General features: G+C 72.6%; 21 protein-coding genes. 12 read left to right on the top strand and 9 right to left on the bottom strand.

Going from position 1 to position 24,074, the window contains the following annotated elements:
* Positions 1–35 precede the first annotated feature (35 nt).
* The gene (locus tag O1Q96_RS34010; protein ID WP_269251806.1) at positions 36–971 is read left to right on the top strand and encodes an AraC family transcriptional regulator; all 936 of its coding nucleotides are present in this window, start codon (positions 36–38) and stop codon (positions 969–971) included.
* Between the two features lie 10 nt (positions 972–981).
* Positions 982–1,704: a helix-turn-helix transcriptional regulator gene (locus O1Q96_RS34005; RefSeq protein WP_269251805.1), complete on the top strand. Its 723-nt coding sequence runs from the start codon at positions 982–984 to the stop codon at positions 1,702–1,704.
* A gap of 4 nt (positions 1,705–1,708) precedes the next feature.
* Here the strand turns inward: O1Q96_RS34005 and O1Q96_RS34000 are convergent, their stop codons facing one another.
* Positions 1,709–2,110 (bottom strand): VOC family protein, encoded by a 402-nt coding sequence (locus tag O1Q96_RS34000; RefSeq protein ID WP_269251804.1) that lies wholly within the window; start codon positions 2,108–2,110, stop codon positions 1,709–1,711.
* Between the two features lie 137 nt (positions 2,111–2,247).
* Here O1Q96_RS34000 and O1Q96_RS33995 point away from each other — a divergent pair, with 137 nt between their 5' ends.
* Both O1Q96_RS33995 and O1Q96_RS33990 read left to right on the top strand, forming a co-directional pair.
* Positions 2,248–2,934 carry a hypothetical protein gene (locus O1Q96_RS33995; RefSeq protein ID WP_269251803.1) on the top strand — a complete coding sequence of 229 codons (687 nt, stop codon included), beginning with the start codon at positions 2,248–2,250 and terminating at the stop codon, positions 2,932–2,934.
* 106 nt (positions 2,935–3,040) lie between these two features.
* Positions 3,041–3,739, top strand: coding sequence for a ThuA domain-containing protein (locus O1Q96_RS33990; protein ID WP_269251802.1), 699 nt, complete (start codon positions 3,041–3,043; stop codon positions 3,737–3,739).
* 52 nt (positions 3,740–3,791) lie between these two features.
* On the opposite strand, the gene O1Q96_RS33985 is transcribed toward O1Q96_RS33990, so the two are convergent.
* Entirely contained in the window at positions 3,792–4,823 is a 1,032-nt protein-coding gene (locus O1Q96_RS33985; RefSeq protein ID WP_269251801.1) for a LacI family DNA-binding transcriptional regulator, read from the bottom strand.
* A 412-nt stretch (positions 4,824–5,235) separates the two neighbouring features.
* On the opposite strand from O1Q96_RS33985, the gene O1Q96_RS33980 reads away from it, so the two are divergent.
* A complete protein-coding gene (locus O1Q96_RS33980) occupies positions 5,236–6,795 on the top strand; it encodes a carboxylesterase/lipase family protein (protein WP_269251800.1) in 1,560 nt (519 codons plus the stop codon).
* A gap of 222 nt (positions 6,796–7,017) precedes the next feature.
* Here O1Q96_RS33980 and mmuM read toward each other — a convergent pair whose 3' ends face one another.
* A complete protein-coding gene (gene mmuM, locus O1Q96_RS33975) occupies positions 7,018–7,956 on the bottom strand; it encodes a homocysteine S-methyltransferase (protein WP_269251799.1) in 939 nt (312 codons plus the stop codon).
* A gap of 125 nt (positions 7,957–8,081) precedes the next feature.
* On the opposite strand from mmuM, the gene O1Q96_RS33970 reads away from it, so the two are divergent.
* Positions 8,082–9,509 carry an APC family permease gene (locus O1Q96_RS33970; RefSeq protein WP_419586995.1) on the top strand — a complete coding sequence of 476 codons (1,428 nt, stop codon included), beginning with the start codon at positions 8,082–8,084 and terminating at the stop codon, positions 9,507–9,509.
* A 16-nt stretch (positions 9,510–9,525) separates the two neighbouring features.
* Here O1Q96_RS33970 and O1Q96_RS33965 read toward each other — a convergent pair whose 3' ends face one another.
* Positions 9,526–11,697 carry an autotransporter gene (locus O1Q96_RS33965; protein WP_269251798.1) on the bottom strand — a complete coding sequence of 724 codons (2,172 nt, stop codon included), beginning with the start codon at positions 11,695–11,697 and terminating at the stop codon, positions 9,526–9,528.
* 283 nt (positions 11,698–11,980) lie between these two features.
* Here O1Q96_RS33965 and O1Q96_RS33960 point away from each other — a divergent pair, with 283 nt between their 5' ends.
* The 4 genes from O1Q96_RS33960 (at position 11,981) to O1Q96_RS33945 (ending at position 17,557) form a co-directional block, all read left to right on the top strand.
* A complete protein-coding gene (locus O1Q96_RS33960) occupies positions 11,981–13,081 on the top strand; it encodes a glycoside hydrolase family 43 protein (protein ID WP_269251797.1) in 1,101 nt (366 codons plus the stop codon).
* Positions 13,081–14,493, top strand: coding sequence for an RICIN domain-containing protein (locus O1Q96_RS33955; RefSeq protein ID WP_269251796.1), 1,413 nt, complete (start codon positions 13,081–13,083; stop codon positions 14,491–14,493). Before O1Q96_RS33960 ends, O1Q96_RS33955 begins: the two co-directional genes overlap by 1 nt.
* Positions 14,494–14,623: 130 nt before the next feature.
* Positions 14,624–15,667, top strand: coding sequence for a rhamnogalacturonan acetylesterase (locus O1Q96_RS33950; protein WP_269251795.1), 1,044 nt, complete (start codon positions 14,624–14,626; stop codon positions 15,665–15,667).
* Between the two features lie 162 nt (positions 15,668–15,829).
* A complete protein-coding gene (locus O1Q96_RS33945; RefSeq protein ID WP_269251794.1) occupies positions 15,830–17,557 on the top strand; it encodes a DUF2264 domain-containing protein in 1,728 nt (575 codons plus the stop codon).
* A 9-nt stretch (positions 17,558–17,566) separates the two neighbouring features.
* On the opposite strand, the gene O1Q96_RS33940 is transcribed toward O1Q96_RS33945, so the two are convergent.
* Positions 17,567–18,007, bottom strand: coding sequence for a hypothetical protein (locus O1Q96_RS33940; protein WP_269251793.1), 441 nt, complete (start codon positions 18,005–18,007; stop codon positions 17,567–17,569).
* 93 nt (positions 18,008–18,100) lie between these two features.
* Complete coding sequence (locus tag O1Q96_RS33935; protein ID WP_269251792.1) at positions 18,101–19,540, bottom strand: hypothetical protein; 1,440 nt, start codon at positions 19,538–19,540, stop codon at positions 18,101–18,103.
* Positions 19,541–19,852: 312 nt separating this feature from the next.
* On the opposite strand from O1Q96_RS33935, the gene O1Q96_RS33930 reads away from it, so the two are divergent.
* Both O1Q96_RS33930 and O1Q96_RS33925 read left to right on the top strand, forming a co-directional pair.
* Positions 19,853–20,662, top strand: coding sequence for an isocitrate lyase/PEP mutase family protein (locus O1Q96_RS33930; RefSeq protein WP_269251791.1), 810 nt, complete (start codon positions 19,853–19,855; stop codon positions 20,660–20,662).
* Positions 20,663–20,723: 61 nt separating this feature from the next.
* Positions 20,724–21,146 (top strand): NUDIX hydrolase, encoded by a 423-nt coding sequence (locus tag O1Q96_RS33925; RefSeq protein WP_269251790.1) that lies wholly within the window; start codon positions 20,724–20,726, stop codon positions 21,144–21,146.
* Here O1Q96_RS33925 and O1Q96_RS33920 read toward each other — a convergent pair.
* From O1Q96_RS33920 to O1Q96_RS33910, 3 genes are all read right to left on the bottom strand, one after another.
* Positions 21,133–21,858: a hypothetical protein gene (locus O1Q96_RS33920; RefSeq protein ID WP_269251789.1), complete on the bottom strand. Its 726-nt coding sequence runs from the start codon at positions 21,856–21,858 to the stop codon at positions 21,133–21,135. The two genes, O1Q96_RS33925 and O1Q96_RS33920, sit on opposite strands and share 14 nt — an antisense overlap.
* Before the next feature lie 16 nt (positions 21,859–21,874).
* Positions 21,875–23,263, bottom strand: a complete 1,389-nt coding sequence (locus O1Q96_RS33915) for a hypothetical protein (RefSeq protein WP_269251788.1) — start codon at positions 23,261–23,263, stop codon at positions 21,875–21,877.
* Between the two features lie 129 nt (positions 23,264–23,392).
* Complete coding sequence (locus tag O1Q96_RS33910) at positions 23,393–23,974, bottom strand: TetR-like C-terminal domain-containing protein (protein WP_269251787.1); 582 nt, start codon at positions 23,972–23,974, stop codon at positions 23,393–23,395.
* Between the last annotated feature and the right edge of the window lie 100 nt (positions 23,975–24,074).

Here is a 24,074-nt window from a genome sequence, read left to right as displayed (position 1 = left end):
TCTCGTTCCCATAAGCGCGCGTCTACTCTGAGGTCATGGACGTACTCTCAGGCCTTCTGGAGGGTCCACGCGCGCGGGGGGCCTTCATGATCCGGGCGTGCTTCGAACCGCCCTGGTCGATCCGCATCGAGGACCACGCCCCGCTCACCGTCATGCTCATGATCCGCGGCGAGTCCTGGATCACGCCCGACTCGGGCGCGCCGGTGCGGCTGCGAGCCGGTGACCTCGCCATCGCGCGCGGCCCCGATCCGTACACCTGCGCCGACGACCCCGCGACCCCGCCGATCGCGGTCATCCTGCCCGGCCAGGAATGCATGTATCCGGACGGGCGTTCGATGCAGGGTTCGATGGATCTCGGCGTGCGCACCTGGGGCGAGCGGCTCGACGGCTCCATGGTGATGCTGATCGGGACGTACCCGGCGCAGGGCGAGGTCGGCGGGCGGCTGCTGGACGCCCTGCCGCCGGTGCTGACGCTCACCTCCGACGTGTGGCAGTGCCCGCTGACACCGCTGCTCACCGAGGAGATCGTGCGCGACGAGCCCGGCCAGGAGGTGGTCCTCGACCGGCTGCTCGACCTGCTGGTCATCGCCGCGCTCAGGGCCTGGTTCTCCCGCCCGGAGGCCGAGGCGCCCGCCTGGTACGAGGCGCTCGCCGATCCCGTCGTCGGCCGCGTCCTGCGACTCCTGCAGGACGACCCGGCGCACCCCTGGACGGTCGCGTCCCTCGCCGCGAAGGCCGGTGTCTCACGGGCCGCGCTCGCCCGCCGCTTCAGCGAACTCGTCGGCGAACCCCCGATGACGTATCTGACCGGCTGGCGTCTCGCCCTCGCCGCGGACCGGCTGCGCGACACCGGGGACACCCTGGAGGCGATCGCCCGCCAGGTCGGCTACGGCAGCGCTTTCGCCCTGTCCAGCGCCTTCAAGCGGGTGTACGGGGTCAGTCCGCAGGAGCACCGGACGAGGGCGGCGTAGCGTTCTGCCTGTGGCCGAGCCGTACGTGGAGATCTCGCCGACGCCGTACAGGGAACGGGCGTCGCGGCTGGCCGGTGCCCTCGTGTGGACCCGTACCGCCGTGCCGGGCGACGCCGCTCCGGTGCTGCCCGACGGGTGCATGGACCTGCTGTGGACCGAGGGCCGGCTGTTCGTCGCGGGCCCCGACACCCGCGCGTACCGGGGTGACCCGACCGGCGGTCCGAGGCGGTACGCGGGCGTCCGGTTCTTCCCCGGAACCGCGCCCTCCTACCTCGGCGCACCCGCCCATGAACTGCGCGACCGGCGCGTCGACCTCGCCGATCTGTGGAGCGGGGCGCAAGTGCGGCGGCTGACGGAGCGGGTCGACGCGGCGGCGGACCCGTCGGTGGCACTGGAAGCGATGGCTCTGGGCCGCGCGCGCGAGGCCGGGCCGCCCGATCCGCGGCTGCGGGCCGTGGTGGCCGCCCTGTCGGAGGGCCGCTCCGTCGCCTCCACCGCCGAGGAGCTCGGATGGAGCGAGCGCCAGCTGCACCGGCGGTCACTGGTGGCGTTCGGGTACGGGCCGAAGACCCTGGCCCGGGTCCTGCGTCTGCAGCGGGCCCTGGCGCTGGCCCGGAGCGGGCTGCCACAGGCGGACACGGCTGCTCGTGCGGGCTATGCCGACCAGGCCCATCTGGCCCGTGACGTACGGGAATTGGCGGGGGTTCCGCTGGGCGAGCTGCTGCGCCGCTGAGCTCCTACGCGGCGCCGTCCAGCCGGGCGAACAGGTCCACCCCGTTGCCGTCCGGGTCGAGGACGACCGCGTACCGCATGCCCCAGGGGGCGTCGAAGGGCTTCAGTTCCGTCTCGTGACCGGCGGCCACCATCTCCTCGTACGTGGCGTCGACGTCCGCGGGGCTGTCGCACACGAAGGCCAGTCCGATCCGGCCCGCGCCCGTCGGCGGCCGCCATTCGGGGTGGAAGGAACGGATCGTGTTTTCCGTGTCGAGCGCGAGCCGCAGCCCGCCGGGCAGCTCCGCCTCGACGTGCGGAGCGCTCTCGGCCCCCTCGGGGAACTCGAGTCCGAGCCGGCGGTAGAAGGCGAGCGACGCGGTCATGTCGGAGACGATGAGACCGATGAGATCGAATCGTGGAGTCATGGGTTCACCGTAGTGACGACGGCGGAGCCGGGTCTTGAAGGAATCGGACACGCGTGCCGAGCGTGACCATCGGGCGTACCCGGCGAACGTCCGCCTCGGGCACTCGCATCGAACGCCCATACGGCAGGATGGCGTCCATGATCCGTGCCGTGCGAGTGCTGCCGCTGCCGCTGTTGCTGCTGTCCCTGCTGCTCGTCTCCTGCGGTACGGAGAAGGCCGGGGCAGGGGCGGGGACCGGTGTCGAATCGAGTACGGGAAGCGTCGCCGATCCCGTCGAACTCGACGCTCGGGCCCGGGCGTTGGGGATCGCGCCGGAGCACGTCTACGTCACCGAGGCGCCCGGGTTCGCCGTGGCCCGGCAGTCGGTGGGGGTGTACGGCGGTGACGGGTTCTTCGCCGCGTACGTGTCGCAGGAGGCCCGCGCCACGTTCGAGATGTTCGTGGACCGCGGCACGATGACCGCGGAGAACTGCCCGACGGTACAAGTGAGTCAGGGCTCGGGGGGATCGGCGACAGCGGGAGGATCGCGGGACGAGGTCACCTGTGAACGCGACGGGGACGCCTGGTACCGGAAGGCCGGGAGCCGGCACGAGTACGCCGTGCCGCGCGACGGCCATGTGATCCGGCTCGCCGGTGACGTGAAGGGGCTGGATCGCGCCGTCCTGCGCGGGGCCGCGGAGGCGGCACACCACCCGGACGGCGACGAACTGACCGCCCTCCTTCCGCCGGCGCCCGACGGCGCCGCCACCGAACCGGTCGAGCGCGGCGATCTGCCGCCGGTGGGCGACGGGGCGCCCAACAACGAGGTGGGCGCGACGGGCTGAGTCCCGGGAGCACCGAAGAAGACCGTCGGCGGGGCTCGCTGATCGAAAATTTCGGACCTCGGCCGTCGCCGTGAACCGCCCAAACCGCGCATTAGAGTCGGCTGCCATGGCAGCGCAGCCCGAACCCCGCGTCCTCGTCTACACCCGCACCACGGACTACCGCCACGAGTCGATCCCGGACGGTGTCGCCGCCGTACGGTCACTCGGTGCCGAGCGCGGTTTCACCGTCCACGCGACGGAGGACCCCGCCTTCTTCGACGCGCCCGTCGGCCCGTACGCGGCGGTCGTCTTCCTCTCCACGAGCGGTGACGTCCTGACGCCCGCCGGCCGGGAGCACCTCGCCGCGTACGTCGAGGCGGGCGGCGGCTTCGTCGGGGTCCACGCGGCCGCCTGTACGGAGTACGACTGGCCCTACTACGGTGAACTGCTCGGGGCCCGCTTCGCCCGCCACCCCGACCACCAGCCGGGCCGGGCCGTCGTGGAGGACCACGATCATCCGGCCACCCGGCACCTGCCCGCCGTCTGGGCGTTCACCGACGAGTGGTACGACTTCCGCACCAGCCCGCGAGGTGCGGTGCGCGTGCTCGTCTCGGCCGACGAGGACTCGTACGAGGGAGGCGGAATGGGGGAGGACCATCCGCTCGCCTGGTGCCGCGAACAGGGCGCCGGCCGCGTCTTCTACACGGCGCTGGGCCATGCCACGGAGGCGTACGAGGACCCGGACTTCCGCCGGCACCTGCTGGGCGGAATCACCTGGGCGACGGGCGACGAAGAGAGCCCCTCGGGGACGCGGGGTGCTCCGTGACCGGTCGCGGGCGGCCCGCACCTCCCGCACCTCCCGCCCCGGACCGGCAGGATCAGCGTGGTGCAGCCGTGCTCGCCCGCACGACCAGCCGGGTCGACAACTCCGTCCGCGTCCCTTCGGGCTGCTCCCCGGCCATCATCCGCACGAGCAGGCGCATCGCCGTCGCCGCCATCTCGGACAGCGGCTGACGCACGGTCGTCAGGGCGGGCGAGGCCCAGTGCGCCTCGGGCAGATCGTCGAAGCCGACCACGCTCACGTCGTCCGGTACGGACAACCCCCGCTCGGCGAGCGCCCGATAGGCGCCGAGGGCCATCCGGTCCGAGCAGACGAAGACGGCCGTGGGCGGCTCCGGCAGATCGAGGAGCTCCAGCATCCTGCGGTGCGCGGCGCTCTCGTCGAAGCTGCCGTAACGCAGGTACTCGGGCCGGTGGCGCAGCCCGGCCCCCGCGAGCGCCGACCGGTAGCCGGCAACGCGTGCACTGCTGCACATCTTGCGGCGGTAGCCCGCGATGACGGCGATGCGTTCGTGGCCGAGCGACAGCAGGTGTTCGGTGGCGGTGACCCCGCCGTGCCAGTTGGCTGCGCCGACCGAGACGACACCCGGCGGCGGTTCGAGCACCGGGTCGATCAGCACGTAGGGGATGCGGTGCTGCTCCAGCCAGGCGTACTGGGACGCGGTCAGCTCGGCGAGGTTGAACAGCACTCCGGAGGAGCCGCGTGCGGAGAGCTTGTCCAGCCAGCCGCGCTCCGGACGGCCGCCCCGGGTCCGGGTCAGACCCGCCGAGACCACCACCTCCAGGCCCGCGTCGTGCGCCGCCTCCTCCACCCCGTGCAGGACGGCGCCCGACCAGGAGCTGTCCAGCGAGTGCACGACGAGATCGACCAGGCCCGGTGACTTCAGCGCGTCGAACCGGGGTCTGCGCACATAGCCCAGCCGGTCGAGCGCCTCCGTGACCCGGCGGCGGGTCTCCGGTGCCACGTCCTCACGGCCGTTGACCACCTTCGAGGCCGTGGGCACGGACACCCCCGCCTCGCGGGCCACGACCGCGAGGGTCGGCCCCGCCACGCTCCCGGTACGCACCATGGAAGCCCACCTCTCCGGCCCCGTCCCGAGGGCCCGCGAAAGTTTCGGGTAGAAAGCGCTTCCTAGATTAGGGGCGCTCGAACTCGCCGTGGAAGAGCGGGTACTCAGTGGAATTCCACAGCGCCGAAACTTTCGAAATGTCGAACACTCGGGTCGTGGGCGGCCCGCACGTGTCGCCCCGCCCCGGCGGAAGGCCTGCGGCACGGTGGATTCCGCCCCTCCGGAGCTGCGGGACTGGTGGGTTTCGTGATCCGCTGGAGGGGCGGCCTCCCGTACCGGACGAGCCGTACACGTGGGATCGTCCCCGTTCCGGGGGCTGTCCGCCGTGGTCCGGGGGCCGTCGCCGACGTCGGTTTCGGCCACGTCGTCACCACGGGCCGGTCGCGTTCCGTCGAGTGGAGGAGAGGGTCGAATGGCCGAGGGTCCTGTGGTCGGCACCCCCTACGGTGCTGTGCGAGGCCGGTACGAGAACGGTCTCGCGGTCTTCCGGGGCATCCCCTACGCGGCCCCGCCCTTCGGCCCCCGCCGCTTCCTGCCCCCCGTCCCGCCCGAACCCTGGACCGGTGTGCGCGACGCGGGCGCCTTCGGGCCGACGCCGCCCAAGCCGCCGTACTCGGAGGCGTTCGCGAAGCTGCTCTCCGACCCGGCCGTGCCGGGCGACGACTGCCTGAACCTGAACGTGTGGACGCCGGAGCCGGGCCCGGGCGCCCGGCTCCCGGTCATGGTGTGGATCCACGGAGGGGCACTGACCCGGGGCTCGTCGGCGATGCCCGTCTACGACGGCCGGTCCTTCGCCCGGGACGGTGTGGTGTTCGTGTCCCTCAACTACCGCCTGGGAGTGGAGGGGTTCGGGCTCTTCCCGGACGCCCCCGCGAACCCCGGCCTGCGCGACCAGCTCGCCGCGCTGGAGTGGGTACGGGACGCGATCACGGGCTTCGGCGGTGATCCGGACCGGGTGACCGTCTTCGGCGAGTCCGCCGGAGCGATCAGCGTCGGGGCGCTGCTGGCGAGCCCGCGCGCCCAGGGCCTGTTCCGGCGGGCCGCGCTGCAGAGCGGGCCGCCGGAGGCGACGGACCGGGAGAAGGTGCGGCGCGTGGTGCGGCGCATGGCCACCCGGCTGAAGGTCCCGGCCACCGCCCGGGCGTTCGCCGCGGTGGACCGCGCCGCCCTCGCCGGAGCGCAGGCCGAGGCCTCCCGCCGGGCGAGCCCGGTCCTCGGCGGGCCCGCCTTCGGCATCGTCGTCGACGGCGACCTGGTGCCGCGCGACCCGTTGGAGGCGCTGCTCGACGGCGGTGTCGCACGAGACGTGGAGCTGCTCCTGGGCTGGACCAGCGAGGAGTACCGGCTGTGGCTCGCGCCGACCGGTCTGCTGGAGCGCGTCGACCGGCTCGGGCCGCTCGCGCTGGCCGGGGCGATGGCCCGCTGCCGCTGCGGCCCCGAGGTGCCGCGCGGCTACCGGCTGGCCCACCCCCGGGCGAGCACCGGTGACCTGGTGGGGCAGATGGTCACCGACTTCCTGCTGCGCGTTCCGCTGCACCGGCTCGCCGACGCCCATCGGGCGCCCTCGTACGTCTACGAGTTCGGCTGGCCGTCGAACGTGCCGGGCCTCGGCGCCTGCCACGCGCTGGAGCTGGGCTTCGTCTTCGACACCGTGGGTGTGCCCGAGGCGGCCAGGCTCGCGGGGCCGGGGGCGCCCCAGGACCTCGCGGACGCGATGCACTCGGCGTGGGTGCGGTTCGCCGTCGACGGGGATCCGGGGTGGGCGGCGTGGGACGACACGCACCCGGTACGGGTGTTCGGGGCGGGGGAGCCGGAGGTTGTGCGGGGGCCGCGCGATCGGGAAGTCGGCCTGTGGGAGGCCGAGTTCGCCGCCGCGGGGATCGAGGGTGCCGCTGTGGCGCCGGCGCCGGGGGTGGTGCCGCAGGCGGTGGTACGGCGGCTTCGGAGGCCCCGGGGGGTGCGGAAGGTGTGACAGGTGCGGTGGGTCGTGCCGTTCCCCGCGCCCCTTCCAGGGGCGCGGGGAACGGCGCAATCCTTTAGAGGCGCGGGGAGCTGCGCGACCAGCCACCGACGGCCTGCGGACCACGGCGACGGGCGGCCCGCTCGGCGGCCCGCGGGCGCCGGTGCGCCGGGCCTGCCGACGGCCCATGGGCGTCGCGCGGCCGGACCTCCGTCGCGCGCCCGGCGCGAGCCGTCACGCCGGGGTGAGCGCCCGCGCGATCGCCGTGATCGCCCCGGGCCCCACCCGGCAGCATCCGCCGATCAGCCGCGCCCCGGCCCGCTCCCAGCCGGCGACCTGCTCGGAGGTGAAGGTGGCCCGGCCCTTCCAGGCGCGAGCCTGCGCGTCCCAGGTCTCGCCACTGTTCGGATAGACCACGACCGGCTTGCCGGTGACCCGCGCGGCGGTCGCCACCGCCGCGTCCACGTCCTCGGGGGCGCAGCAGTTGACGCCGACCGCGATCACCTCGTCGGCGTCGGCGGCCGGCGCGAAGGCCTCCTCCAACGGCTGTCCGGCCCGCGTCCGGTCACCGGCCACGCTGTACGACAGCCACGCCGGGACGCCGAGCCCCCGCACCGCCCGCAGCAGCGCCCGCGCCTCGTCCGCGTCGGGCACGGTCTCGAGGGCCAGGACGTCGGGGCCCGCCTGCGCCAGTACCTCCAGACGGGGCCGGTGGAAGCGCTCCAGCTCGGCGACGCTCAGCCCGTACCGTCCCCGGTACTCGGAGCCGTCCGCGAGCATCGCCCCGTACGGGCCCACCGACGCCGCCACCCACATCGGCGCGCGCACGCCCTTCGCCCCGGCCTGCCGGGCCGCCTCACGGGCGAGTTGGACACTGAGCCCGAGGAGTTCGGCCGCGCGCTCCGCGGAGAGGCCGCGCCGGGCGAAGCCCTCGAAGGTCGCCTGGTAGCTGGAGGTGATCGCCACGTTCGCGCCGGCCTCGAAGTAGGCGAGGTGCGCCTCGGTGATCGCCTCCGGCCGTTCGGCGAGCAGCCGCGCCGACCACAGCTCGTCGCTCAGGTCGTGCCCGGCCGAACCGAGCTGGTTGGACAGACCGCCGTCGAGGACGACCGTGCCGGCGGCGAGGGCCTCGGCGAGGGAGCGGGGGGCGTCGGGCGTGGGGTCGCTGGTCATGCCACGACGCTAGTCGAAGCGCGGGCGGGCACCCCCTCTGTGTCCAGTGTGTGAACAGATCGCCCACCATGTGGGACCGGAGGATACGATCAGCGCCCCCCTCCCTGAACAGACGGACCTCCGCCATGCCTGCCGCAGACACCACCGGCGCCACCGGCGCCGACGCCCTGGAACCCATACCGACGACCAAGGAAGCCCCGGCGTCGCAGGGCCCCAAGAAGGGCTTCGGCCTGGCCGCCGCCACCGCCCTCGTGATGGGCAACATCATCGGCGGCGGCATCTTCGCGCTGCCCGCCGCCGTCGCCCCGTACGGCACGGTCAGCCTGGTCGCCTTCCTCGTCCTGTCCATCGGCGCGGTGCTGCTCGCGCTGCTGTTCGGGAAGCTCGCGCGCCGCAGCCCGGTCACCGGCGGTCTGTACGTGTACCCGCGCGACGCGTTCGGTGAGTTCGCGGGCTTCCTGTCGGCCTGGTCGTACTGGACGATGACCTGGGTCAGCATCGCCGCCCTCGCCGTGGCGACCGTCGGATACGCCGACGTGCTGCTGCCGCTGGACGGCAACCGGGCCCTGGAGGCGAGCGTGGCCGTGGCCGCGCTCTGGCTCCCCGCCGCCGCGAACTTCGCGGGTACCCGCTGGGTCGGCGGGGTGCAGATCGTGTCCACGATCCTGAAGTTCGTGCCGCTGCTCCTCGTCGCCTGCGTCGGCCTCTTCTTCATCGACACCGACAACTTCGGGCCGTTCAACGCCTCCGGGGACAGCGTGCCGGGCGCGCTCGCCGCCTCGGCCGCCCTGCTCCTCTACAGCTTCCTCGGCGTCGAGTCGGCCGCCATGAGCGCGGGCGAGGTCCGTGATCCGGAGCGCACGGTGGGCCGGGCGAGCGTCCTCGGCACGGTCGCCTCCGCGGTCGTCTACCTCCTCGGCACGGTCGCGGTCTTCGGGCTCGTTCCGCACGGGCAACTCGCCGAGTCCGGGGCGCCGTTCGCCGACGCGGTCGACGCGATGACCGGCGGGCACTGGGGCGGCACGGTCATCGCGGCCGTCGCCGTCGCCTCGATGGTCGGCTGCCTCAACGGCTGGATCCTGATGAGCGCGCAGATGCCGTACGCGGCGGCGCGCGACGGGCTGTTCCCGGCGGCGTTCGCCCGCGTCGGCAGGGGCGGTGTCCCCGGCTTCGGTGTCCTCGCGTGCGCGGTGCTCGGCACGGCTCTCATCGGGCTCAACTACACGGCGGGGCCGGACACCACGTTCCGTGTGCTCGTCCTGATCACCACTTTCACCGGCTGTGTGCCGTACCTCCTGTCCGCCGCCGCGCAGTTGTACTGGCTGGCCCGCGGGACACGCGAGCGGGTCCGCCCCGCGGGCCTGGTCCGGGACCTGATCGTCGCCGCGCTCTCCTTCGCCTTCTCGTTCTGGCTGATCGCGGGAGCGGGGTACGCGGCGGTCTACCAGGGCGTGCTGTTCCTGTTCGCGGGCATCCCCGTGTACGTGTGGCTTCGGGGACGCCGGGAGGAGGACGCGGCCCGCTCGTCGCGCTCTTCTTCGGCGGTCACCTGATCACTGGTGTCCCGTGTCAGCGCGTGGAGGCGTGCCGACCGCCCTGCCGCCGGCCGCGGCGGCGTTCGGTCACCGTGACCAGCAGCGTCGCCAGCAGGCCCAGCGCGGCGGCCACCGGCCACCACGCGCCTGACAGGAAGCCCTGACCTGCGGCGTTCTGCGTGCGCGCGGCCTTCGGGCCGGACGGCTCCCCGGCCGCGCGGGCGCTCGCGGACGGGCTCGCGGTGGCCGGGGTGAGGACGACGTCGTTGCCGTCGCCGCCCCGGTAGCTGATCCGGTGTCCGGCCCCGCCCGTTTCGACCGTGGCGCCCTCCTTGAGCCCGCTGAAGGTGCCCGTCGTCCTTCCCCTGCCGACGTGGTCGATGAGTGTGACCGTCTCCGCCCCGGTCTCCGGCCTCGCCCCCGACCCCGCCTTCGGCTTCTCCCCGGTCTTCGGGGGAGTGGGCGAGCGGGGGGAGGCAACCGCGCGGGCGTCCAGTCTCCCCGCCAGCGCCACCTTGCCGCCGACCTTCAACGCCCCGTCCCCTGCGACGAGTCGGCCGCCCGCACGCTGCGCGTAGTCGCCGGTCACCGTCAGGCCTCCCGCCACCTTGCCCGTACTCGTCACCGAGCCGACGACCGTGCCCCTGCCGGACAGTGAGGTGGTCAGGTTCAGCGTTGCTCCGGGTGCGTCGCGGACGTCGAGCCGCGCGCCGGAGCCCGTGAGGCGGATCGCACGGCTGTGGACCAGGCCCGTCCCGTCCAGCGCGAGCGTGCCCTTCGTGACCGTCGTCGTCCCCGTGTACGTCACCGCCGCGCCCGTCAGTGTCGCCGTCGCCGTACCCGACTGGGTGAGAGATCCGCTGCCGCCGATCCTGGACAGGACGAGTGGCTCGGCCGTGTTGCGGAGTATCAGCGAGCCGTCGTTGACCACCTTGTAGAGGCGGCCCTCGGTGTGGAGCCCGCCGTCGCCGCCCTTGCGGCCACTGCCCAGCCGCAGGACCGCGCCCTTCTGGACGGTCGTCGAGCCGTCGTAGTACTGGACGGCGGCGAAGGTGACGTCGTTGCCCTTCGTCCCCTTGATGACGACGTCACCGGCGCCGGGCGCGGACAGCGTGTCGTGGAACCGGCCGCCGCCGATGGGTGCGCCGAGCGTCACCGGCCCGTCGTAGTCGAAGGTGAGCCGTGAACGGGCCCTTGCGGCAAGCAGGTTGATGTAGACGGTCTCCGCCGTCCCCGGCATGAAGATCTTGTCCGTGGTCCCGTCGCCCCACTGGACGTCGGCCCCCTTGATGTTGGTGCCGCGCTTGTTGACGTTCTTGCGTGCGGGCCGCCAGTTGAGGGCCGGGTCACTGAGCGAGGGGTGGGTGTCGCCGCCCTGGTCCGACCAGCTGTACTGGCCGGTCAGCACGACCTTGCTGCCGGGCCGCGACTGGACGTTTATGTCGCTGCCGTACTCCCGCTGGTAGAAGTCCTGCCGCAGGGTGACGGTCTGTCCGAGCGGGGTGTCGACGGTCCACGTGCCCTGGTTGAGGACGGCGCGGGCGTTCGGCAGGGACACCGGGTACTCGGACTTCCCCGCGTCCATCGCCGTGCCGTTGTCGATCACTCCGGAGAACGGGTGCGTGCCCGCGATGTCGAGCTTGCCCCACATGAACCGCGGCTGGCTGACCAGCCCCGAGCCGCTGATCGTGCCGAGGTTGAAGGTCCGCACGAGCGACAGCCGCAGCGTGCCGTCGACCTTGATGTTGAGCTGGTTCAGCCGGTAGCCCGGAGTGTCGTACGGGAAGTGCCCGATCAGGCCCGTCCCGCCGCCCGTGCCGTACTGGAGGGTCGCCCCGCGTTCGACGGTGATCGCGGGCGCGTCCGGGTTGCTCACGGTCGTGTACGGGTGGTTGCCGCCCTGGGTGGCGACCCGCTGCCGCTGCCGGGACTCGGGCAGCGTGAAGTCGCTGTCCTTGGTGAGGACCAGGGTGCCGGAGCCGCGCACGGTGAGCGTGCCCCGGCCCCGGAACACCCCGTCGTACGTGGTCCGCCCGGCCGGCACGGTCACCACGGTGTCGCCGCTCAGCGTCACGTCGTGCCCGGCGAGCACCGCCGCCGTGACGTCCTTCGCGCCTGCGGGTGCCGCCACCGCGCCCGGCGCCGCGACTCCCGTCACGACGACGACGCCGAGCGCCGCGGCCGCCCCCGAGACCCGTGTGCGCATGCCTGCCCTCCGTACACGAACGTCCGGCGTCCGTACCCGAATCCCTGCCGCCCGTACGCGGATGTTCTCGTTCACGTCCGTGGAGACGGGCGCACCCGTGCGTCGATAACAAAAACTTCGGCATCCGATGTTTGTCGGGCCAGTTCTTCTCGGTTCGCTCCCGACCCGTTGACCTGCCCGTAACACGCCCTTACCTTTTCGGCGATCGCCATGACAGATCTTGTGCGAAATCCCGAACATTTCTGTTTGTTTTTGTGTCCCCCCACCCTGAGAGGCAGTCAGCATGAGCCGCGACGACGACCTGCCCGAGACCCCGGGCCGCAGAAGGGTGCTGAAGGGGGCCCTGGCCGCGGGAGCCCTGCTGGCCGCTCCCGGTATGGCCCAGGCCCACGCCGCGGTCCCGACGGGTGCCCCCGGGGGCCCGGCGGGCGCCCGGTACGCCAACCCGCTCGTCCGTAACCGGGCCGACCCGTACATCCACCGTCACACCGACGGCTCCTACTACTTCACGGCCACCGCTCCCGAGTACGACCGGATCATCCTGCGCCGCTCGCGCACCATCCGCGGGATCGCGACCGCCCCCGAGTCCGTCATCTGGACGAAGCACGCGAGCGGTCCGATGGGCGCCCACATCTGGGCGCCCGAGATCCACCGCATCGACGGCAAGTGGTACATCTACTTCGCCTCGGCGCCCGCCGAGGACATCTGGGCGATCCGCATCTGGGTCCTGGAGAACTCCCACCGCGACCCCCTCAAGGGGACGTGGGTCGAGAGGGGGCAGCTCAGGACCGCCTGGGAGACCTTCTCCCTCGACGCCACGACCTTCACCCACCGGGGCAGCCGCTACCTCGCGTGGGCGCAGCACGAGCCCGGGATGGACAACAACACCGCGGTCTGGCTCTCGAAGATGGCCGACCCGCTCACGCTGACGGGCCCTCAGGTCCGGCTCACCACACCGGAGTACGACTGGGAACGCATCGGCTTCCGGGTCAACGAGGGCCCGTCGGTGATCAAGCGCAACGGCCGTCTCTTCATGTCGTACTCGGCGAGCGCCACCGACTTCAACTACTGCATGGGCCTGCTCACCGCGGACGCCGGCAGTGACCTCATGGACCCCGCGAACTGGGCCAAGTCACCCACCCCGGTCTTCACCAGCAACGACACGACCAAGCAGTACGGCCCCGGCCACAACTGCTTCACGGTCGCCGAGGACGGCCGCACCGACGTCCTCGTCTACCACGCCCGTCAGTACAAGGACATCGTCGGCGACCCGCTGAACGACCCCAACCGGCACACCCGCGTACAGCGGCTCGGCTGGAAGCGCGACGGCACCCCCGACTTCGGCATCCCCGTGGCCGACAACCCCCCGAAAGAGCGTGCCTGATGAGACGTGCGTACGCGGTACTCCTCGCCCTGTGTCTGGCACTGGCCGGCGCACTGGCCACGGCGGGCCCGGCCCAGGCCGCACCCCAGACGATCACCAACGGAACGCAGTTCACCGACACCGGCGGCAGCCCCCTGCACGCACACGGCGGGGGAGTCCTCAAGGTCGGCTCGTACTACTACTGGTTCGGCGAGAACCGGAACTCCGACAACACCTTCCGGTACGTGTCCGCCTACCGCTCCACGGACCTGAAGAACTGGGAGTTCCGCAACCACGTCCTGACCGAGGCCACCGACCCCGAACTGGCGACCGCCAACATCGAGCGGCCCAAGGTCATGTACAACGCGTCCACCGGCAAGTTCGTGATGTGGATGCACAAGGAGAACGGCGTCGACTACAGCGAGGCCCGCGCGGCCGTCGCGGTGTCGGACACGGTCGACGGCGACTACAGCTGGCAGGGCAGTTTCCGGCCGCTGGGCACGCACATGTCCCGTGACATCACGGTGTTCGTGGACTCGGACGGCGCGGGGTACATGGTCTCGGCCGCCCGCGAGAACTACGACCTGCAGATCTACCGGCTGACGGCCGACTACACCGGGATCGCCAGTCTGGTCGCGGACCCCTGGCACGGCGGTCACCGCGAGGCCCCGGCGCTGTTCAAGCGGGGAGGCGTCTACTTCATGCTCACCTCGGGCGCGACCGGCTGGAACCCCAACCAGCAGCAGTACGCCACGGCGACGTCGCTCGCGGGCCCCTGGACGGCGATGGCGAACGTCGGCGACTCGACGACGTACGGCTCGCAGACCGCCTACGTCCTTCCCGTGCAGGGGAGTTCGGGCACTTCCTACCTCTACATGGGCGACCGCTGGGGCAACGCCTTCGGCGGCACGGTCAACGACTCCCGTTACGTCTGGCTGCCGCTGACCTTCCCGAGCTCCACCACCATGTCCATGTCCTGGTCCCCCGAGGTCACCGTCGACACGGCCGCCGGGACCGTCACCGGGACGAGCGCCACGTACAACACGCTGATCGCCCGGAACTCCGCCAAGTGCGCCGACGTCACCAGCCAGTCGCTGTGGGCCGGCGCCCAGATCAAGCAGTACACCTGCAACGGCGGCAACAACCAGAAGTACTGGTTCAAGTCGGTCGGCAGCGGCTACTACCAGCTGGTGGCGCGGGGCAGCTCCCTGTGCGTGCAGGAGAACGCCAACACCGTCACGCAGGAGAACTGCAACGCCTCGGCGACCGGTCAGCAGTGGTCGCTCACCACCACCGGCTCCTACGTGAACATCAAGTCCCGCGCGAGCGGCGAGTGCCTGGACGTGAACGGCGGATCCACCGCGGACTCGGCCGCGATCATCACGTACACGTGCAACGGGGCGACCAACCAGCAGTGGACCAGGGGGACCTGAAACCTTTCACTCCCTCTAGAAAGCGCTTGCCATTCGAGATACGGTCCAGCCGCCAGGGCCTGTCCGGCATCATCCGCCGGACAGGCCCTCCAGGATCCGTCGCCCGGTTGGACCTGTTGAAGGAGTCGCGTTGAGACGCACGACGATCACCCTGCTGGCCGCGCTGACCGCCGCCTCGGCCCTGTCCGTCGTCCCGGCCGAGGCGCAGCCGCACGGCCGGGGCCAGGGGCTGGAGAACTGCACGGCGACCGCATGCCACTTCGACGTCGCGCCCGGCACGTACGACGTCCGGGTGCGGCTCGGCGGTGACACCGCGGCGAGCACCGGGATCAGCGGCGAGACCCGGCGCACGCTGCTCGCCGAGACGCCCACCGCGGCGGGCGAGCCCGTGACCCGCAGCTTCACCGTGAACGTCCGCACCCCCGAGGGCGAGCCCACCGCGGCCGACGGCACCCCCGGCCTGGACCTGGTCATCGGCGGCTCGGCGCCCGCTCTCGCCGACATCCGCGTCACCCCGGCCCGCCGGCACCAGACCCGCCAGATCTTCCTCGTCGGCGACTCCACGGTCTGCGACCAGCCCGGCGACCCCTACTCCGGCTGGGGCCAGCAGCTTCCGCAGTACCTCCGCAAGGGCGCCTCCGTCGCCAACTACGCGGACTCCGGGGAGAGTACGGTCACCTACCTCGCCGACCCGCGGCTCTTCGCGACCGTCCAGCCGCTCGTCCGCAAGGGCGACCTGGTCCTCATCCAGCTCGCCCACAACGACAAGCAGACCGACGCTGCGACGTACCGCGCGAACCTCGAGACGCTCGTCGCGGGCGTACGGGACAAGGGCGGGCGCCCGGTTCTGGTCACCCCCATCGTCCGCCGCTGGTTCAACGCCGACGGCACGCTCGACAACAACACGGCCCTCCTGGTGAACGGCCTCGGAGTCGACCACCCCGCCGTCACCCGCGCGGTCGCCGCCGACCGGCACGTCCCGCTCATCGACCTCACGGCCAGGACGAAGGCACTGGTGGAGTCGCTGGGTGTGGAGGGGTCCAAGACGCTGTACCTCTACAACGAGAAGCGCGACAACACCCACACCTCCGCAGTCGGCGCCACGGCGTACGCGGAACTCGTCCGTGACGAACTGCGTGCCCAACACCTGGTGCCCGGACGCCTGGTGAGGTGAGCTTGACCCCTGGGGCGTCCCGTCCGGAACCGGGGCGCCCCAGGCTCACGCGCGCACACCGTGCCGGCCCGCCCGCGCACACCGCACGACCCCGCCCGCGCACGCCGCGCACTTCCGCGGACGCACACCGCACGACCCCGAGCGAGACAGGAAGCCCGACCGATGCCCGCAGGCCCCGCAGGCGTTCCCGAGGACCGCACCCTCAGCCCGTACACCGGATACACGCGCGCCCACTGGGAGGCCGCCGCCGACACTCTGCTCGCGGCGGTCGAGCCGTACGCGTCCGGGGACCGGGCCCTCTACCATCTGCCCGGCGAGCACACGAGCTGGTCCGGCCGCCTCTCCGACGGGCTGGAGGGGTACGCCCGCACGCTGATGCTGGCGGCGTTCCGCCGTGACGAGAAGGCCCTGGAGCGGTACGCCGAAGGGCTCGCCGCCGGAACCGCGGGCGTCTGGCCGCGTATCGAGGACCGCAGCCAGCCCCTCGTGGAGGCCGCCTCGATCGCCCTCGCCCTGCGTCTGACCCGCCCCCTCCTCTGGGACCGCCTCGACGACGGCGTGCGGCAGCGGGCCGCGGCCTGGCTCGGGGACGCGCTGACGGCACAACCCTGGCCCTGCAACTGGGAGTTGTTCCCGGTGACGGTCGGCGGCTTCCTGGCCGAGGCCGGATACGAGCCCGAGCTGTCCCGGGCCGCCGTCGACCGGGGCCTCGACCGCATCGAGCAGTGGTACGTCGGCGACGGCTGGTACTCCGACGGCGACGGGCGGGCCTTCGACTACTACAACGGCTGGGCGATGCACCTGTATCCGGTGCTGCACGCGTGGCTCGCGGACGACGAGCGCCTGCTGGACCTCTACGGCGGCCGGCTGTCGGCCCATCTCGCCGACTACGCCCGGCTGTTCGGGGGCGACGGCGCGCCGATGCACCAGGGCCGCTCACTGACGTACCGCTTCGCGACGACGGCCCCCCTGTGGCTGGGCGCGCTCACCGGCCGTACACCGCTGCCGCCGGGGGAGACGCGGCGGCTGGCGTCCGGCGCGCTGAAGTACTTCCTCGACCGGGGAGCCGTGGACGACCGCGGCCTGCTCACGCCGGGCTGGCACGGCCCCGAACCGGCCGTCCTCCAGGGCTACTCGGGCCCGGCGTCCCCGTACTGGGCGAGCAAGGGATTCCTCGGGCTGCTGCTTCCGCCGGACCACGAGGTGTGGACCGCGGGCGAACGGCCCGGCCCGGCGGAGCGGGAGGACGCGGCCCGGCCGGTCGGACCGCCCAACTGGCTGCTTCAGTCGACGCGTTCGGACGGACTGGTGCGCCTGCACAATCACGGCAGCGAGGACGTCCGCTACGACCCGTACTACACGCGCCTCGCGTACTCGACGGTCACGGCGCCCACAGCGCTCGCGCGGCCCCCGGAGTCGTACGACAACAGCGTGGTCGTGGGCGGCGACGCGAGCCGTACCGGCATCGAGCCACTGGGTGCCGGCGAGGGCTGGGCGGCCTCCCGGCACACGGCGGCCCAGGGAGCCGCCGTCACGAGCCTCGTGCTCGCCGAGGGCGCGGTGGAGGTACGGGCGTTCTGTGTGTCGGGCGCGCCCGAAGGGACGTCGGTGCGGGTCACGGGCTGGGCGGCGGGGGAGGGCCTGCGTACCGAACTCCTGCCCGGGCACGGCCTGTTGGACTCGCCGGACGGTCCGACGGGCGTCACCACGTCCGCGGACAGCCTGTTCGTGGCCCTCGCCCGTCTCACCGCAGAGCCGGAGCCCGTTCCTCTGGAGGAGTCGGTGGAGGTGCGGACGGAGGGGACGGACGGGATCCACGTCCGCTGGAAGGGCGGGTCCGGGGTGCGGGCGAGGCTGCGGGACGGAGAGGTGACGGTCGTGCGCGAGTGAGCGCGCGGGTCACGGGTGCCGGTGCTGAGGCAGTCGCGTGACGCCGGTGAACGTCGCCAGAGCGAGGGCCGTCGCGCAGGCGAAGACCCCGAACTCGCCCCACAGGGAGTGCCCGGGGCCGGACAGGGCCACCTCGGACCGGACGAAGCCCCATGAGACCAGCGACCCCGCCGCGAGGGCCGGCCAGCGGTGCCGCACCCCCTCGATCACGTCGTCGAGCATGGCCAGCCACGCGGGGATCGCCATCAGCGCCGGCGACGCGTCCCCCTCGTCCCAGGTGAAGGCCGCGAGAAGAGCGCCCACGGCCAGACCGAACAGCCACACCCGCAGCATGGGCACGACCGGGGACGGGTGGCGTGGCATCTCCCGGGGGAGCCGGAAGAACCGCCGCACGCTTCGGAAGAACCGCCGCACGCTCCTGACGAACCCGTGCTTCCCCTCGCCGGTCATCACCCCGTCCTTCCCGTCCCCGTACGCGCACTCCTGGCGCCGGTTGAGACGTCCGGGCCCCGGCGGGGGTTGCACGGAAGCAGCAGATCCGCCTCAGGGCTCGAGCCGGCCGATCCGCAGGGAGGTCGCGGTGGGTGACGCACCGGTGAGGGCACTCGTGTAGGACGGCGTGACCGGGACGTACGCCCAGGTCAGCGTCCCGTCCTTGAGGACCGCGATGTCACCCGTGAACCGCGCAGGGACGACCTTGTCCGCGCCCTGGGCCTTGCCCTTCCAGTCCACCAGGCGCAGGTGGGTGCCGGTGAAGGTCCCGGTGCACGTCCCGTCCGCGCACTTGGCGTTCTTCAGGGACTCCCAGGAGACGAGAAGGCGGCTCTTGCCGTACGGGGCGACCCGGACGTTGACGTGCTCCGTGCCGGGCGCGTCGGTGAGGAGGACCGGCTTGCCCGAGGGGGTGTCGCGGTTCTTGAGGAAGGCGAGCGCCACCTGGTGCGTCTTCGTCCTCGGCTGCACGGTCCAGCCGCGGCCGCTGGCGTCGTCCGGGTTCCTGGCGGCGGAGGCGGCACCCCGGGAGGCGAAGGCGGTGGCGTAGCGGCCGGTGGACGACCTGACCAGGTCGCCCGAGCGGCTCGGATACGTACCGCCGCAGTAGCCCGCCCAGCACTGCTCGCGCTGCACGGCCGGAGCGTCGTCCGGTGCCCCGATGCCCGTCGAGACGAACAGGCCCGAGCGCCAGTCGTCGAAGCAGAGGGAGGTGAAGGCCCCGGAGGTTTCGGCATGCAGGGCGATGCCCTCGTTGTGGCTGCAGCCCCAGCCCCAGCCACCCTTCAGCGCGGCGCCCTTGGAGCTGACGTACGCGAGCTTGTCCCCGAAGTGGCCGTCCGCGAAGCCGCCCGCGCCGTGGACGACGAAGTACGCGCCGTACTTCGTGCCGTTCCAGGCGAGCCGGCCGTCGAGCAGCGGGGCCGTGTCGTGCGACGACGTACCGGTGAGCTTGGTGCGGAACGCCTGCTTGCCGTTCTTGTAGCGGATCAGCGCCGCCGCTGTCTCCTTCCACTTGTTGGTGTCGGAGACCCGGGTCAGCAGCGCGAACCCGTCGTTGTGCGAGACCAGCCCGCCGACCTCCTTCGTGCCCTTCACGACCGTGTCGGAGCCGGACCGCTTGCCCGCCGCGGTGAGCGTCGTGACGTGGACGCCGTCGGCGGCGGGCCAGGCGACGCGCAGGGTGCCGTTCGGCGCGACGGCGGTCGCGGTCCGGGTCCACTCACGGGTGTTGTTGTAACCCGCCGACAGATAGGGGAACTTGGCGGGCAGCTTCACGGTGGTGTTCGTGACGGTCAGGGGCGCGGCGGCCGCCCTGGGCGTCGGCTCCGTCGCCGTGGCGTACCAGGCCCCGGCGAGCAGGACGGTCGCCGCGAGGCTGCCCGCAAGGGGCTTGCGGGCGACGTGACGACGCCGGTGCGTGGCGGGAGCGGCGGCACCGGCAGCGGTGCCGGTGGCGCCGGTGGGACGGGTGTGTCGTGCGGAAGTCATGCCCGACAGTTGCCGCCGCCCGGCGGCAGGTTGCCCCGGTCGGTCGGAGGCCGCCGCGGGCGGCCGTTCCGGGTGCCTGAGCAGGGCCTCCGGAACGGTTCGGTACGGTTCGGCGGGCGCCGAACCGTACCGCCCCTAGCGTTGCCGTATGACCCCTCACGAAGCACACTCGGCTCCGGGCTCAGCACCCCCGGCGCCGGAAGAGGTGCCCGCCGCCCGCCCGGGGCCCCGGCGACGACTTCGCCGGCTCGCCTTCCACCACACGCGATCGGCCTACCGCGCCGACGCCGTCGCAGACCTGGGCGGAACCCCGTGACCGCGTTCGCCGCGCTCCACCACGCGGACACCCCACTGCTGCTCCCGAATGCCTGGGACCACGCCTCGGCGGCGGCCCTGGCCGCGCAGGGCTTCGCGGCGATCGGCACGACCAGCCTGGGAGTGGCCGCGGCCGCGGGCCTGCCAGACGGTGCGGCGGCGACCCGGGACGCGTCGCTCGCCCTGGCGCTGGCGCTGGGACACGGCCCGTTCCTCCTCTCGGTGGACGCCGAGGGAGGTTTCGGCGACGACCCGCAGGACGTCGCCGAGGTCGCCCTCGAACTGGCCGCCGTCGGCGTCGTGGGCATCAACCTGGAGGACGGCCGGCCCGACGGCACCCTGGTGCCCGCCGAACTCCACGCGGCGAAGATCGCGGCCGTGAAGTCCGCCGTACCCGGCCTGTTCGTGAACGCCCGCACGGACACCCACTGGCTGCGGGCCGGCGACGAACGCGAGACGTTCCGCCGCCTCGACGCCTACCAACAGGCGGGCGCCGACGGCGTGTTCGTCCCCGGGCTCTGTGACCCGCCCCGGATCGCCGCCCTGGTGGAGACCCTGGACGTCCCCCTCAACATCCTCTACTCACCCACGGGCCCGAGCGTCCCCGTCCTCGCAGACCTGGGCGTACGCCGGATCAGCCTCGGCTCCCTCCTCTACCGCCGGGCCCTGGGCGCGGCCCTGGAGACGGCCGCGCTGATCCGGGCGGGCCGCCCCGTCGAGGGGACCGCGCCCACATACGGCGAGGTCCAGGCCCTGGTCCAGCGGGGGCATCTCGATCGCCCCGGCCCGCGGACCGCTTCCTGGTAGCGTTGATGCTTTCGTGGGTATAGAACCCTGTGGACTCCGACCGGCGAGGGACCGAGGAACCATGGACATGGAAATCCCCGGCGACAAGCGACTGGCGGCCGCCGTCGTGATGCACGAAGGCCGCGTGCTGTTGGTGCGCCGCAGCAGGACCGAGCGGTTCCTTCCCGGGGTGTGGGGCGTGCCCTGCGGGAAGCTGGAGCCCGGCGAGAGTCCCGCGGACGGCGTGCTGCGGGAGCTCAAGGAGGAGACCGGGCTCCTCGGCGAGGTGATCCGCAAGGTCGGCGAATCGTCCTTCCTGAGCGAGTATCACGGGCACGAGATCAAGAACTGGCAGGACAACTTCCTCGTCAGGCCCCTCTCCCGGCACGTCACCCTCCCCGAACCGGACCAGGCGCACGACTGGCTGACCCCGGACCGACTGCACACCGTCGACATCGACGAGTACAACCTGGACATCGTGCGCCAGGCCCTCACGAGCTTCTGAGCAACTCCGCCAGCGCGTTGAGTTCTCCCAGGTAGTCGTCCACGTCCAGTGGCACCTTCGGTACGGTCCCCGGGTGCGGGCCGGCCGCCGTGAACACGTCCGTGTGCCGCCGTCGTCCGCTGCCCGTCTCCAGGAAGAGCGTCACCGTCGGCTCGGCCGTGTCGCACCACGCCCGGTGGAGGGTGTGCGCGGGCAGGGCGTAGGTACTGCCCGCCGTGTACTCCGCGACCTGCGTGAGATGCAGCCGCGCCGGGCCCGTGGGCTCCAGCAGCCAGTCGGCCGACCCGTCGGCCAGGGACTCCTGGTAGCTGTCCGCCTCGATCCCGCCGTCGCCCCGGGGCGCGTACAGCTCCATCGCCAGCCGTCCTCGTACGACCGAGGAGGCGAGGGGGGAGCGGTGGTTGTGGATGTCCTCCTTGCCGATCGCACCACGCCCGGCGTGCCACAGATGGGCGCGCAGCATGTGGTGCGGGCCGTCGTCGATGAGCAGCAGCTTGTCGAAGCCGAGGACGTGGCGGTACGAGAGCCGGGCGCAGCCGCGCGGATCCCCCTCGCCGGAGGCGAGTTCGGCCGTCAGCTCCAGCAGGCGGCCCGGGGTCCCCAGCTCGGCGACGACCGAGCGGGCCGCCAACAGCCGCTCGTGCTCGGGCAGTTCACCGTCCAGTGCCTCGGACAGCAGTCGCCGTGTCGCCAGAACCTGTGGTCCCCCCATGCACGCTCCCTCAGACTCAGCCATGCGGTTGGTATACCCACATGGCATGCGCCCGTAGCGCCGAAAGGCCTTGGTAGGTCATCCACATGGGGCGGCGCAGCTCACTGGTGTCGTCACGGACCCAGGTCCAGATGCCGTCGGTCTGCCCGGCCCACACGGCACTCACCGCACCGTTCAGCCGCTCACGCCAGTCCTCCTCGATGCCGTCCTCGCGTGCGATGTCGCGGGCGCCGGGGGTGAGCAGGGCGCGGACGACCCAGGAGGCCGTGAAGTGCCGGACGTTCAGGACCTCGTGGCGGGACGGGTCGTCGGTGCGTGGCCTGCGCACCTCCTCGCGGAGGTTGGACAGGTCGAGGCACGCGTCGTGCGGGGCGTCAGGGCAGGCCAGCAGCCAGCGCACGCCGTCCTCGCGGGCCGCACGCGCGTTGCCGCTCTCGCCGCCCAGGACGTGGGCCGCACGGTCCAGGGCGACCACCGCCTGGGCGGTGTGCAGCGGCGACGGCGGGCCGTGGAAGGACGCGAGCCGGTATCCCCAGCAGCGGCGGTGCCGGCGGCGCGGATCGGTGACCGCACCCTCGACGAGTACGTCGCGCAGCAGCGGCAGCGCGTCCGAACCGGGCGCCGCACGCAGCAGACCGCGCAGCACGGTCGTCACGACATGCGTCAACTCCCGCCCCGTGCGGTCGAGTTCCTGCGTGAAGCCCGCTTCGCAGCCCGCCACCTCGTCGGCGAGCCGCTCCCGCGGGGCCCCCGCCCGGGCCAGTGCGCCCAGGACCAGGGCCGTCACCTCGGGGCGGGCCTGGGAGCCTTGCGAGCGGGCCGACCAGCCGCCGTCCGGCAGGCGCAGCCGCCACAGCGTGTCCACCAGGTCGCCCGTGCCGATCCGTCCGTCGGGCACGCCCAGGTCGAGCATGGTGTGCAGGCCGTACGCGGTGCCCACGGAGGTGGGCCGGCCGGGGCCGCTCTCGCCGAGGGAGTGCGACCAGCCGGTGAGCCGGCCGCGCACGGGATCGTCGACGACGCAGATCTGTTCGGCGAGGGTGCCATAAGCGGCGGAGAAGAGCTCGGGGAGTGGCCCGGGCCCCGAAAGGGCGGCGCTGGAGGGAGGCAACTGCCCTGTGCCGACGGGAGAGTTGTCCTCGTGCCGGGCCCGGAGCAGGGCTGCCGAGAGCCAGGCCGCGACGGCCGTTCCGAGCCCGCTCACCGCGGCGATGGCGTACCGGGCGCTCTGCCCGCCCATGCCGTCCGGCAGAACGCCCACCAGTGACTGGAACACGGCGTAACCGGCGGCCAGGGAGCCGAATCCGCCCAGCCAGCGCACGAGCCGCGCGGGCCGTGGTCCGTGCGGTACGTGCGGCTCGGGGTCGGGTCTCAACGGACCGCGTCGGAGCTGCTGTTGGGACAAGGCCCGCTCCCCTCCCCCCAGGGCGGCACGTGGCACCGGCGAAGCTTCCAGTCTAAGTGGTCCGCGGGACGCCTGGGGCGCGGACCGGAGGCACTGTTTCCGCCGGGCGCCCCGCGAACTCGGCTGTGGTCACGCGTCCTTGGCCTCGCGCGGCCAGTTCTCCAGCAGCACGTGGAGGGCGTCGACGGCCCGGTTCCACGACGTCCGTACGTCACGGGAGGCGCCGAAGCCGCCGGTGGCCTCCAGCGCGCAGTATCCGTGGAAGGTGCTGCGCAACAGCCGGACCGCGTCGGTGAGGTCGGGCTCGTCGAGGCCGTACGCACGCAGCATCCCGTAGGTGACCTCGGCGGTCCGCCGGAAGGCGGGGGATTCGGACACGAGGCTCTGGTCGATACGGATCTGGGTGGCCGCGTACCGGCCCGGCCGCTCCAGGGCGTACTCCCGGTAGGCGTCGGCGAAGGCGGCCAGGGCGTCCTTGCCGGCGCGTCCGGCGACCGCCGCGGCGATCCGGTCGATCATCTCGCCGCCCGCGAGGAACGCCATCCGGGTGCGCAGATCGTGCAGGTTCTTGACGTGCGAGTACAGGCTCGCGTCCTTCACCCCGAACCGCCTGGCCAGCGCGGACAACGAGACGTTCTCGAAGCCGACCTCGTCCGCGAGGTCGGCGGCGGCCGCGACGACCCGGTCGGTCGTGAGCCCGGCACGGGCCATGATGATCAACCTCTCCCTAGGGTGTCTAGGCAACAGCCTGGAGAGGGTAGCAACTCGCCGCGGTGCCGGGGCGGCCTGCCGGCGCCGGACGGCTCCCGCG

The organism is Streptomyces aurantiacus (genome assembly GCF_027107535.1).
GTDB lineage: Bacteria > Actinomycetota > Actinomycetes > Streptomycetales > Streptomycetaceae > Streptomyces.
Note: the sequence above shows the minus strand (reverse complement) of the source record. Positions and strands in the feature narration are given on the sequence as shown.